Origin of the sequence: Pseudoalteromonas sp. TAB23, assembly GCF_000498075.1 — a bacterium.
In the GTDB taxonomy this organism is placed as follows: Bacteria; Pseudomonadota; Gammaproteobacteria; order Enterobacterales; family Alteromonadaceae; genus Pseudoalteromonas; species Pseudoalteromonas arctica.
Map to the genome: position 1 here is coordinate 32,729 of NZ_AUTP01000118.1, position 13,984 is coordinate 46,712.

General features: G+C 38.2%; 5 protein-coding genes and 1 pseudogene. All 6 read left to right on the forward strand.

The window, feature by feature from the left end; all coding sequences use genetic code 11:
- Nucleotides 1-2,673 (forward strand): annotated as a pseudogene (gene bcsA / locus L654_RS01000000125420) (UDP-forming cellulose synthase catalytic subunit).
- Entirely contained in the window at nucleotides 2,666-4,912 is a 2,247-nt protein-coding gene (gene bcsB, locus L654_RS0103600) for a cellulose biosynthesis cyclic di-GMP-binding regulatory protein BcsB (protein ID WP_024607287.1), read from the forward strand. The pseudogene bcsA and the gene bcsB overlap by 8 nt, the downstream one beginning before the upstream one ends.
- Nucleotides 4,912-6,042: a cellulose synthase complex periplasmic endoglucanase BcsZ gene (gene bcsZ, locus L654_RS0103605; RefSeq protein WP_024607288.1), complete on the forward strand. Its 1,131-nt coding sequence runs from the start codon at nucleotides 4,912-4,914 to the stop codon at nucleotides 6,040-6,042. The genes bcsB and bcsZ overlap by 1 nt, the downstream gene beginning before the upstream one ends.
- Complete coding sequence (locus L654_RS0103610) at nucleotides 6,033-9,851, forward strand: cellulose synthase subunit BcsC-related outer membrane protein (protein WP_024607289.1); 3,819 nt, start codon at nucleotides 6,033-6,035, stop codon at nucleotides 9,849-9,851. Before bcsZ ends, L654_RS0103610 begins: the two co-directional genes overlap by 10 nt.
- Before the next feature lie 247 nt (nucleotides 9,852-10,098).
- Entirely contained in the window at nucleotides 10,099-11,592 is a 1,494-nt protein-coding gene (locus tag L654_RS0103615; protein ID WP_024589437.1) for a peptide MFS transporter, read from the forward strand.
- Between the two features lie 147 nt (nucleotides 11,593-11,739).
- The coding region (locus tag L654_RS0103620) for a metallophosphoesterase (protein WP_024607290.1) at nucleotides 11,740-13,984 on the forward strand (2,245 nt) is incomplete at its 3' end.

Below are 13,984 nucleotides of genomic sequence, written 5' to 3' on the forward strand. Positions count from 1 at the left end.
ATGAGCATTACACTATTTTATCAGCGCCCTATTCACAGCACTTTATACTTGCTGCTGAGCATTTTATTTACTGATAAGTTAGTTCGGTACATTTTATTTAAGTTTCATAGCTACTTTAATCAACATAAAGTAAATGTAATTGAAGCTTTCTTAATGCCTTTTATTACGCTTTTAAGCTCGCTATTTATAAACATTAAACAGCATAAAATCAGCTTTGAGTTTACCCTTTATAACTACTACCCTCATTTAAGGCTGCCTTACCGAACCTATATTTACTCCAATATATTACGCTTTATTATTCAAAGTGTTTTTTTAGTGTTTTTTAAAAATCAGCTTAAATCTAGTTCAGTAAAAGAAGATGCAGTTAATTATTTTTATGATGGCGTTAGCTACCTTTTAAGGCAATTACGTTGGTTTGATTTAAAGTTAGGTAAATTATTAAAACGCCTACTATCAAAAAACAAAAAAGGCCCTAAAAAAAGTGCATTTAAAGCCATGGCTGATGCACGTGTATGGCAAAATAAATTAGTTAAATACGTCATCCTCGCGTTTATTTTATTTTTATTAGCAATATTCATTACAATTCCTTTTAGCTTGGAAGCTCAAGCCGTATTTATAAGCTTTATTTTATTAGTTGCGTACGCACTTAAACGAGTAAAAGGCCAAATGGCAACCATTGTCATGATCACCCTGTCAGTAACTACGTCTTCTCGTTACTTATGGTGGCGTTACACTGAGACTTTAAACTGGGATGATCCGCTTGCACTTGCACTAGGTGGCGGTTTACTACTTGCTGAAACGTATGCATGGCTTGTACTGATTTTAGGTTTTTTTCAAACAGTTAATCCGCTTGAGCGAAAACCAGTGCCTTTACCTAAAGACACTGACCTATGGCCAACTGTTGATGTATATATTCCAACTTATAACGAGCCGTTAAGCGTTGTAAGACCCACTACTCTCGCTGCTTTAAGTATCGATTGGCCTGCAGACAAGTTAAATGTTTATATATTAGATGATGGTAAGCGCTCAGAGTTTAAGGATTTTGCAGCCGAGATTGGAGTGGGTTATTTAGCGCGTTCGGATAACAATCATGCTAAAGCCGGTAATATGAATAGCGCTATGCGTTATACCGATGGCGAATATATCGCAATTTTTGATTGTGACCACGTTCCTGCTCGCTCGTTCTTACAAATGACAATGGGACAGTTTTTAAAAGACAGTAAAGTGTGTTTGGTCCAAACACCGCATCACTTTTTTTCTGCCGATCCATTTGAGCGAAATCTTAATAACCACAGTCAAATCCCTAACGAAAACATGTTGTTTTATGGATTGATTCAAGATGGTAACGACATGTGGGATGCAACCTTCTTTTGTGGTTCTTGTGCCGTATTAAAACGAGAAGCGCTTGATAATATTGGTGGTTTTGCATTTGAAACAGTAACTGAGGATGCTCACACGGCCCTTCGTATGCAGCGCGCAGGTTATAAAACTGCATATATAAACATTCCACAAGCCGCAGGCCTTGCAACCGACAGCTTGTCAGCGCATATAGGCCAACGTATTCGCTGGGCGCGTGGTATGGCGCAAATATTTAGGCTTGATAACCCATTGATGGGTAAAGGTTTAAGCATCCCTCAACGATTATGCTATATAAACGCAATGTTGCATTTCCTTTCGGGTATTCCTCGTATTGTATTTTTAACAGCTCCTTTGGCGCTAATATATTTTAATGCCTACATAATTTATGCTCCTTTTATTGCTATTTTTATCTATGTGGTACCGACACTAATTCAAATAAAAGCGACTAACTCACGTATTCAAGGTAAATACCGTTACTCTTTCTGGGGTGAAGTGTATGAGTCAGTACTTGCTTGGTACATACTAAAACCAACTACCGTTGCTTTATTTAATCCTAATAAAGGTAAATTTAACGTAACCGAAAAAGGCGGTTTAAATGATGAAGAGCATTACGACTGGGGGATTTCTAAACCGTATTTAATTCTCTTACTTATTAACTTACTTGGAATAATAGTGGGTGTATTACGTCTGTTTTTAGGTGATTCAAGCCAGATTGGCGTACTTATAATAAGTATGGGTTGGGCTTTTTATAATATTATTATTTTGGGTGCTGCGGTTGCGGTTGCTGCTGAGGCTCNCGCCAAGTGAGGCACTCGCATCGTATAAAGGCAAACTTTCCTGCCGGCGTTCGTTTAGCAAATGGTCATACTTTAAAAGTAAAAATAACGGATTATTCAGATAACGGTGTAGGTATAGAGACTGAACACGCACATTTATGCCGCGTTAACGATAAAATTGAATTATTAATGAGTCGCGGTAACAAGCAATTTTCGTTTACAACTTATGTATGTAATACCCGTAAAAAACAAATTGGCCTTACACTTAAAGATTTATCTCTCGAAAAGCAAAGAGCTTTTATACAATGTACTTTCTCCAGAGCAGATGCTTGGCTAGATTGGCAAAATAACTTTAGACATGACCGTCCATCGTATAGCTTCAAAGAAGTGCAAAAAACCAGTTTACGGGGCTTTAGTAATTTATTATTTCATGCCCCAAGAGCGTTACAACCAATAATTAAGTTTATGACTAATACTGTCATTTACATAAATTCATTTACTCCAAAAAAAACCGATAGTGCATAATAATTATGATTAAAAAGTTACTTAATACATTTCTAACATTGTTACTTATTAGTAGCGCATATCAAGTGCTCGCTATCGAGCCTATGCACGACAAAACTATGTTTGTAAATGGCTACCCTGAGAGCGCTCAGCTTTCTAGTTTACGTCTTAGCTTTGAAAAGTTAGGGTTCAACGACTATAAACTCGACGGCGTGAATAATAATTCTCGAGTCGATTTCACAAATAGAATTGATAAATTAAGCACTAATCTAAAGCTTAACTTTTCGTACACCAACTCACCTTCATTGCTGGCTAATGTATCGCATTTAAAAGTTTATTTTAACGATAACTTAGTTACTGTTTTACCTATTAATGAGCAATTAAGTATTGTAAAAAATACGGTAAGTCATAGCCTAGACCTAAATGCTAAATACATTCAAGACTACAACCAAATTCGCTTTGAACTAGTTGGCTACTACGACTTACGATGCCAAGATTACTTTAGCCGCTCAATTTGGACTGAAATAAACAAATCAAGCCACATCACGCTTGATCAAAAACAGTTAGCAATTGATAGCCGCCTTGAATATTTACCAGAACCATTTTTTGATGCTAAAGATTACAACAAATTAAACTTACCTTTTGTATTTGCAAGCACACCTAATACACAAGCAATAGAAGCTGCAGCCACTTTATCTAGTTGGTTTGGCGCACAAGCTGACTGGCGTGGCGCTAACTTTCCAGTCGTTTTAAATAAAGCACCAGAGCAGCATAGTGTGGTGTTTATTACTAATGACTCAAAACCTGATTTTTTAAAAGATTATCCAGATGTTGAAAAGCCAACCGTCGAGCTAATTTCAAGCCCTATTCACAGATACAATAAAATGCTGTTAATTTTGGGGCGTGACGAAAAAGACTTAAAAACAGCGGTCACTGGTCTTGTATTTGGTCATAAAATTATGACTGGCCGAAGTGCAAGCATCGAGGCTATTAACAAACTCCCACTGCGTAAAGCTTATGATGCGCCGAGATGGCTAAGAAACGATCGTCCCGTGCACTTTGACGAGCTTATTGACTACCCAACTCAGTTACAAGCTGAGGGTCTTAACAACGGCCCTATAAAATTAAATGTTCGTTTTGCACCTGATTTATTTACTTGGCGTGAAAAAGGTATTCCTATTACTTTGCAATACCGTAATACGCCAGAGAGCGAAACATTAAATTCACGTTTAAACATGCTAATAAACCAAGAATTTATAAGTGGTTTTTTACTTGATAAAAAAGACACATCGTTAACTACCGCTAAAACGTTGCTTCCTTTAATTGCTAATACAGACACAACGCAAAGCGCTGAAGACTTTTCATTAGACGGTATTAATCTTGCCAGCCGAAATGAGTTAAATTTTGACTTTAGATTTGCAGTACTTAAAAAAGGCGAATGTGCCATTGCTCCACCTGGTGGCGAATACGGAGTAATTGATGGAAACTCTAACATTGATGTAAGTGGGTTTGACCATTACATGGCTCTGCCTGATTTAAATGTATTTGCAAATAGCGGATTCCCATTTACAAAATACGCAGACTTACAACAAACTTTAGTATTGATAGATGAAGTTCCATCACCTAAAGCACTATCTGTATTGTTTAATTTAACAGGCCACTTTGGTGCTATTACAGGCTACCCAGCTCATAGAATAAGCGTTGCTCATTTAAATCAAGATGCCAACTTAGATGATAAAGATATCTTAGTTATCGCAAAACCTAATAGCATTACTAATAACTTAGATGAAGATGCGCAAACCAATATCTTGCTTGATAACAATCAGCGCGCTATAAAACAAGCCATATACAATGGTGCTTACGATGAGCAGACAACAGATAAAGTCCAAGTAAGTATAAAAAGTAGTGGTGATATGGCCGTTATTACTGGCTTTCAATCACCGTTTGATTCAGAGCGTTCAATTGTATCGCTTAGTGCAACATCACAAAAAGCCTTTACTCTACTAGATGATGCGTTAATGAGTTCAGAAGCTCTTGCGCAAATTAAAGGCAGTGCTGCGGTCATAAATTCTCAAGGCATTAAGACAATTAAAACTGATGAGCAATACTTTGTTGGTCATATACCTGTGCATACCCTAATTTGGTTCCATTTATCGGATCACCCATTTGTACTGGCGCTATTGTCTATTTTAACACTACTGTTGATCTCATTTATAATATGGCGATTACTGCAAGCATTAACATACAAGCGATTAGCTGAAGGAGATAAGTAATGAAGTCACTCATTAAAGTATTTTTTACCGTGATTGCATTATTTACCTTTAATGCCAATGCACAAATAGAGCAATGCCAACCATGGGATGCATGGCAAACGTTTAAAAGTAACTTTATAAGCCAAAATGGCCGCGTTATTGACTTGGGGAGTGAGCAAAAAGTCACAACCTCTGAAGGCCAATCTTATGCCTTATTTTTTGCTGTCGTAGCAAATGACAAAGCAATGTTTGACCTAGTCCTGGATTGGACGCAAGAACATTTGTCAGAGGGTGATTTAAGCACTCGTTTACCGGCATGGCAATGGGGTGTTAACAATCAAAATGTTGGCGGAATTTTAGATTCAAATCCAGCGTCTGATTCTGACTTATGGATAGCATATAGTTTATCGCAAGCTGCTATTCTTTGGGATGACCGCCGCTACAGCATATTAGCAGCCGTACTTGCACAACGGATAATGCGTGAAGAAACCGCCTATATTTCGGGCCTAGGTTTATCATTACTACCCGCCCCTACTGGTTTTGAATTTGATAATGAGCGTTTTAAGTTAAACCCAAGCTACTCACCGTTATTTATTTATCAGCAGTTTAAAAAGCTTTATCCACACTCGCCTTGGCATCAACTGCACGAAGGCTCAGCAAAGTTGATTTTAGATACAGCAAAGCAAGGTGTTAGCCCTGACTGGGTAATGTTTGATGCAGATAACGGCTTTTACTACGATAAAAAAACGAGCGACTTGGGCAGTTACAACGCTATTAGAGTATATTTATGGGCAAGTATGATGGCAGACAACGCACCTTATAAAAAAGAGCTATTAGCGCAATTTAACCCTTTTATAGAAACAATTAATAAACGTGGTTACGTGCCTTTAAATACTTTTGCTAAATCAGGAAAATCTGAAAAAAGAGGCCCTCTAGGCTTTAACTCAGCTCTATTACCTTTACTAGCGACTAATAACGATAATTCTACAGTAATGGCTATTCAGCAAAAACTAATGATTGATAAATCATTTACCCAGACTCGTTATTACGACAGCGTACTTAACTTGTTTGGTGCAAGTGCTTTAAATAAACGTTTTTCAATTACAGCAGATGGGACGCTACAACCGGTATGGAGCACTGAATGCCGTTAAGGTTTGCCCTCGCTTGCACATTAGCGCTTAGCTCTGGATTAAGCGCTAACACAGTCAACGATATTGATACGCAATCTGTTGATTGGTTACTAAGCCAAATAGGTATTGGTGAAGCACAGCAAAATAAAAAACTAGTTGAAGATAGCTTGCGAAAGCTAGTCGCTATTGCCCCTGCCCGAATAGAAACACAGTGCGCAGTAGCGCGTTATAATTTTGCCAATGGCGAATCAGTGAAAGCCAACCAATTATTAAGCAAAATAGATAACGGACTCACTAAGCAAGCCCCTTGTGTTGAAAAACTTAAAATACTCTCTCGTATTGAGGGTAAAGATAAATCTTTAATTCATGAAGCTAGGCTACTTTCTCGAGCTGGACGTTATGAACAAGCCCGTGAAATATACAATAAAATATTTAAAAACACCTACCCTACACTTAATTACGAGCTTGAGCATTTAAGCTGGTATGGGCAAGACAGCGACCAATGGAAAAGTGTTAAAAAAGGCTATGAAAAGTTATTAAAAAGCTATTCTAATATCGCTCAAGTAGAAATACCTTATGCTCGCCATTTACTGAGGAAAAACCCAGCAAATAATAAAGCTTTAGATATTTTAAGTAATTACGGAACTAGCCCTTCTTTTATTAATGAAGTTGAGTTTATTTGGCTTGCAACTCTTAAGAGCATGGATCTTACTCAAAATACAGTTGAGCAATACCAACGATACTTCTCTGTGTACCCATTTAGTAGTAAAGGTAAGTTACAATACGAAGATTTCCAACGAGATTTTAAAGTAAGGCAAGCATTACTTGCCGATCCTGCGTATCAGCTTTGGCTTAAAGGTGATCGTTTACTTAATAATAAAAAATTAAAAGAAGCTGAGCCCCTACTATTAAATGCTTTAAAAGGGCGGCTAACCGATAAAGAAGTTATGCGCAGCTTAGGGTATTTGTATTTAGCGAAAAGCGACTACAAAAAATCTTATTACTATTTTTTTACCGCGCAAAAATATACACCTAATTTTGATGAGCGTGAAGGACTTAAAGAACTCGCGACAGTTGCGAAGTTTTGGCTGTATATGTCTGAAATGGAAGATGCTATAGAGCAATCTGATTTTAAAACAGCACAATTAAAACTAAATCTAGCTGAGCAATTAAATCATGACCAAGAAGCTTTTCTTTATAACAAAGGCCTATTATTAGTAGCTCAAGGAGATTACACACAAGCTGCTACCGCCTATCAAGCTGCCCTAAAAACCAATCCTTTATATGAAAATGCCTTACTTGGCTTATTAAATATCGCGCAACTAGATCAAAACCAAAAATCAATTCGCAACTTTTATAATTCATTAAATGCAAAGCAACGAGATTTAATCTACCCCTCATATGCACTAGCTACCAGTAATACTCTAAGAGATAAAGCAAGTCAGTATACTAATGGTGGAGAGCTAGAAAAAGCAGAAGAATTACTTAAGCAAGCTATTGAGCTTTCACCTGAGCAACCTTGGTTATATTACGATTTAGCTTTTATATACCAACAAAAAGGCCTCACTCAACAAGCACGTGATTTATTTAATAATGTATTGTGGCAATTTCCGCTAAACCCCCAAATTAGATATAGCCATGCTTTATTTTTGCGCTCTATAAATGATTATGAAGGTGCTTTAGATACACTTAAATATATTCCTTTTAAAAATCGAGATACAGATATTATTGCTTTAGAGCAGCAATTGTTGCTTAACGAGTCTCTTACACAAAGTCAGCAATATCTTGATTTAAAAAATAAATCTGTCGCTATCTACCATTTAAGTAACTTAGAAGCAAGAGAGCTAACACCTGAAATGCAAGCTGAGCTTTCTAATAGTTGGTACAAAATTGATGAAAAACGACATGCTCTTAAATTACTTTCAAGTGCCCTTTCATCTGACTCATCTTTGTCGCCTTATTGGCACCTTTTACAAGGCCAGTGGATACTAGAGCAAGGTAACCAAGTTGAAATAAAACGCTGGTTTGAGGGTTACGTGTTACCAGAAAGCGCTTCTGAAAACGAAACGGCTCAATATGTTCAGTTACAAAATAACTACCTAAACCAGTTTTACACTGGCAGTGATTTAATTGCTAAGCTCAATCAGCTTGATCAAAAATATAAAGATATTCCAGCAACAACTACTGCCCTTATTAATGCAAATTTAGCGCTAGAACAATATGAAGCGGCCGTTATTTTGTATCAGCAAAAAGTACAAAATAAACAAACCATAGAGCCTCAAGCACTACTCGCTATTGCTAATGCATACATAGAACTTGGAGACGACTTTCAAGCAAAAGAAGTTACGCAAAAAGCGATAGCGCAAACCACATCGCAAGAGGGTTATTTGCAACGCCAAATCATGTCATCTCTCAATGAGTTTAATTACTCTGGAGACGCACTTTATTTAGCTAAGCAACTTGTTGAAAAGTCACCCAACGATCAAGAACTACGTTATTTAGGCGCTCAAGTAGCCAGTAAGTTTAATGAAACCGAACAAGCACAATCTTGGTACGCACAAACCCTGTCACCTAATCGTACTTTAAACGAAAAAGAGCTTTACGGAGCGCTTTTAAAAATAGATGAAAACGATCAATGGTATGTAAACGGTGCTAAACGTGAGCTAATAAACGAGCAAAACAAAAACCAAGCATACATTGCCATGGGTGTTAACTTTAGTGGGCAAACAAGTACCGAAAGTGAAGCAACACTTGGTGCGGGCTTAGTACCGATTGAAGCTTACTTTCCACTTTGGCAAGGCCAAGGATTTATTAAAGTAGACCCGACTACTATTAGCGCACAAACAACTCGCTTTGATGAGCAGTTCGCTGGTAGTCGCTACGGACAAGGTGCTTTATGTATTTTCACTTGTTCAGTCGATGAAGTGACACCAGAGGAAAGTGGTGTAGATATAGGTATTGGTTGGCAAAACGAAAACTGGCGTGTAGATGTAGGCACTACTCCACTTGGCTTTTTAATTGAAGATATTGTATGGGGTGTAAATTACGCAGACAGTTTTGGCGACTTTGGATACAGCCTAGAACTTGAAAAACGCCCAGTTACAAATTCAGTGCTTTCTTATGCGGGCTTAAAAGATGTAAATACAGGTGAAGTTTGGGGGGGCGTACGCTCTACAGGCCTAACAGCTAATTTATCGCACGACTTAGGCGGAAAATGGGGTTTTTGGTCAAGCGCCGACTTTACCCTATATAAAGGCCAAAATGTAAAAGACAACCAACGCTATCGTATGATGGGCGGTACTTATTACCGTGTAATTAGCAATCAAGAGCGTGAATTCACCGCAGGCGCTAGCTTATTACATTGGGCATACAAGTATAATTTAAGTGAAGAAACATGGGGCCATGGTGGTTATTACAGCCCACAAAACTATGTAGGTTTATCTGTGCCACTCACTTATGACGCGCGTTGGGGCGATGATTTTGTTTATCGATTAAAAACCGGTGTTTCGTACTCGCAAACAAAAACTCAATCTATTGATTTCTTCCCTAATGATGGCGATTTGCAAATAGCTGCATATGATAGAGAGTCAATAACAGGTGTTGATCCTGTATTTGAAGGTGAAACAAGTTCTGGTGTTTCATATAATCTTGAAGGTAGTTTTGAGTATAGAATAACGCCGAATTGGTTCTTTGGTGGTTACTTAGCCATCGATCGTTCTGACTTTTACGAACCAAATTTTGGTCAGCTTTATATACGTTACTACTTTAATCCTGTGTACGGAACACTTGAGTTTCCAGGCACCCCTATTGTTCCTTATGCTGAGTTCTAACTTGGCATAAGGTGATACACCGCGCAATACTTCCCCTAGCACTAAGGTATATGTATACTTGAGCGCAATTGTAACTAGGATAAGGGTGTGTCTCTTACCTTGTGGTGTTACTGCCATATAGCAAATCATTATCTTAGCTACAAATAATATACTGATGGTCGAGCATTTTAGTGGTTACAAATTCTAAAATAGCTAAAGCAAAAAATTATAAGGCCATCATAACAATACTTAAAGTTAGGAAGTAAATATGAGTTCAGCTCCAGATAGTGGTTGGTTTGGCCACCCTAAAGGACTTTCAACATTGTTCTTCACTGAAATGTGGGAACGAATGAGTTATTACGGTATGCGAGCTATGCTCGTATTATTCATGACAGCAAGCTTACAAGAAGAAGGTTTAGCCTTTACTGTTGCCTCAGCTGCTGCAATTTATGGTTTATACACAGGTGCGGTATACTTTTTAGGTTTACCAGGTGGCTGGCTAGCAGATAGATTGTTTGGTGGTCAAAAAGCAGTTTGGTATGGCGGTATAATCATTATGATTGGCCATATTATTTTGGCTATTCCACATGATTATTCTTTCTTCATTGGCTTAATATTTGTAGCGACAGGTACTGGTTTGCTAAAACCAAATATCAGCGCAATGGTCGGCCAACTATACAGTGATGCTGATGAGCGTCGTGATGGCGGTTACGCTATTTACTACATGGGTATTAACTTAGGTTCTTTAATTGGTTACTACGTTTGTGGTTACTTTATGGAAAACGTAGGTTGGCACTGGGCGTTTGGTGCAGCCGCTGTTGGTATGGCTATTGGTTTGGTGCAATATAAGCGCTCACTTAATAACTTACCAGAGCATAGCGCTTTACCAGCTAATCCATTAGGTCCTAAAGGCACTTCTCGCGCATGGGTTGGTATTGCTGCGTTTGTAATTGCAGCTGCTGCAGTTACTACGGCTGCAATGACCGGCGCAATTGTAATCAATCCAACAGTGGTTGCAGGGTACGTAGCTGTTGTATTTACTATTATCTTTTTTGTTTATTTTGGTGTTATTTACTTTACAGGTAAATTAACAGATGCTGAAAAACAAAGAATGTGGGCACTATTTTTAGTCTGTATTGCATCTGCATGTTTTTGGTCTGGCTTTGAACAAGCGGGTTCATCATTAAACTTATTTGCTCGCGATTATACTGACCGTCTTATTGGTACTTTTGAAATCCCTACAACGTGGTTTCAATCATTAAACTCACTGTTTATTATTGCTTTATCGCCATTTTTTGCAGCGCTTTGGATTAACTTATCTAAAAGCTTAGTGTCACCTAGCTACAGCGTTAAGTGTGCAATTGGTTTAATTATCATGGCATCAGGCTTTTTAGTGATGTTTATGGCAGCTCATTACGCAGCTGAAGGCTTAAAAGTAGCGCCTTACTGGCTTGTTACTACGTACTTTTTACATACTGTGGGTGAGCTTTGTTTAAGCCCTGTAGCATTAAGTGCTGTAAGTAAGTTATCGCCTAAACGTTACACAGGTCAAATGATGGGTGTATTTGTATTAACTTACTCAATCGGTAATATTATTGCAGGCTTACTTGCTGGTAATTTCGATCCGAATAATGTTGATGAAATTCCTAACTTATATTTACAAATTGCATTATTTAGCATTGGTGTTGGTGTTGTTTTAGTACTAATGACCTTTAAAGCTAAAGTATGGGAAAAACAAGGGTTAGAAGAGAAAGCCTCTTAATTATTGTTTATTTTTAATGTAGCAATATAACCTAAGACAATTCCTCCATAGCTCCTATGGGGGAATTTTTTATTCAACTTTGCCCTGCTCCCGTTAACTGATATTATGTCCTGATTGGTTATTGAATAGACTCAGGGACATCCGTAGATGCAATCGTTAACGATATCACGTGTTATTATATTTATATTTCTTAGCTTTATTTTAACTGCCTGTGGTAGCGGCGATGAAGTGACGGTTAATCCAAACGATCCTGTTGAGCCTGAACCAAGCAAATTAACACTATCAAGCGCTAATGGTTTAGACGCTACATTAGACGAAGGCAATTTTATATTTAATGCACCTTCCAGTGCTATTTCTAGTGATGTAGAGCTTACCTACGAGAAAACATTATTAGATGAGACGAATATACAACAAAATATAATTTCTGATTTACATGCACTTACGCCCTCCACGCTTACTCTTTCAAAACCTATTACCATTACAATAAAAATCCCTGATGACTATGCATTAGGCGGACAACTGTTTATCGCAAAGCAATCGGGCGCTAATTGGGACACAGTTACAAATTCAATCGTTTTAGATGGATTTGTTAGCGCTCAAGTAACAACATTGGGCACATATGCAATACAAATGCAGCGCAATGAAGCTTTCGCAAATATCGGCCCAACTTGCGATGCTAACGCAACAGAGCAGTCAGTAAGGTTTGTCCACGTTGCAGACTTACATGCTCGCTTTGGCTATGAAGAGCAATATTTCAGTCGTATAAAAGCCTACTACAATCAAGTAGCAAGCCAAACCCCGCACACCTTATTTACAAACGGTGGTGACGACTATGAAAAAGGCACTGTTGCTGAGCAATTATCACAAGGTACTGCAACAGAAGAAGCAATTAAAGCAATGCAGTTTGACCTACGAGTCGTTGGAAATCATGATTATGCTTGGGGCCCAGAAAAATTACTAAGTTATTCTCAAGACGAGAATGCAATCGTACTTGCTAGTAATACTCGTTATGAAGCAGAGCAACTACAAGATTTTGCAGGCGTAGGATTTGCAAAAGTACAGGTAGGGTGTATTACACTTGGTGTGTTTGGCATGACTTCTGTGCCGTGGAATGAGCTAGATGAACCAATTCAAGATGATCCGATCCCTGATTTTATTAAACAATTTAAAATGAGCTGGCAATGGCAACAAATCGCACAAAGCATCGTAAACCAATACAGTGGTGATGTAGATTACATGATTATGTTGAGCCATTTAGGTGTAGGCTTAGATACTGATATGGCAACAAACGTACCCGGTATCGACTTAGTACTTGGCGGCCATACACACGGTGGGGAAAGCTACACAACCCTTGATAACGGCGCTATTGTTTTACAACCGGACTTTTACGCTAAAGGTATTACTGACTTAACGCTTAATTTTAATTTAGCTGATAAATCATCTCCAGTTGTTGATTACAAAACGATTGAAACCGATACAATTGTTGAACGTGATGAGACAACAAAACTAGCAATAGATGAGATAATGGGGCGTTATGCTCCCGATGCAGAAACTGAAATCGCTATTTCTGAAAACTACCCAACTGATGCGCAGCTAGCCGAAATCACCGCCTTAGCCGCAAAACATTCAAGCACAATTAGCGCAGCATTACTTAATCCTGAACTAGTACAAAAGCGCTGGACACCTGGCACACTTACTCAAGAAGACTTCCATAAAGCTTTTTACGTAGAAAGGCAGCCATCAAATACGCCAGGGTTTAACTCTATTTATAAAGTAACAGTATCGGGAAGCGACTTAACAACGATGTTTGCAAGTCAACCAGATTGGTTTTTACTTAAACCTGAAGATATACAACCTACTAATAATTACGAAGTTGCACTATTTAAAGGGGCAGCTTTAAATCCTGATTTATTTTTTAATAGTGTTACATTCTCAAACGTAGAGCCAATAACCGAAGCTTGGTGGCTACTTGATAAATATGCACGTGCCAGAACAAGTCAGTGCCTACACCTTGACACTGACACCGAACTTTATTCATGCAACAACTTAGCAAATGTAACCGTATGGAATTTTGACGATACTAACAACCCGTTAGCTGCTGATTTTGGACCTTCGATACTTAGCTACTTTGATCCAGATGAAACAAATTGGGGCACTGCAGAGACACAATATAGCACCACGACTCAATTAAATATTGATGATTTAAGTAATGGTCCTTCAGGTGTTATGGCGTTTTCTCGCCACGCTCCAACAGAAGGCTTACTTATTGACTTAAACACACCAGCAAATGGTGACTTTGCAAATGAAGGAATGGTGTCTGACTACACTTTGGTAATGGATTTATACTGGCCCGCAGAAGGTAAAGATATTTACCGTGCAATTATGCAAGCCA

What these genes read in the sequence shown, in the direction of transcription:
- bcsB (WP_024607287.1), top strand. Translation starts at nt 2,666, where the DNA reads ATGATTAAAAAGTTACTTAATACATTTCTAACATTGTTACTTATTAGT.
- bcsZ (WP_024607288.1), top strand. Translation starts at nt 4,912, where the DNA reads ATGAAGTCACTCATTAAAGTATTTTTTACCGTGATTGCATTATTTACC.
- L654_RS0103610 (WP_024607289.1), top strand. Translation starts at nt 6,033, where the DNA reads ATGCCGTTAAGGTTTGCCCTCGCTTGCACATTAGCGCTTAGCTCTGGA.
- L654_RS0103615 (WP_024589437.1), top strand. Translation starts at nt 10,099, where the DNA reads ATGAGTTCAGCTCCAGATAGTGGTTGGTTTGGCCACCCTAAAGGACTT.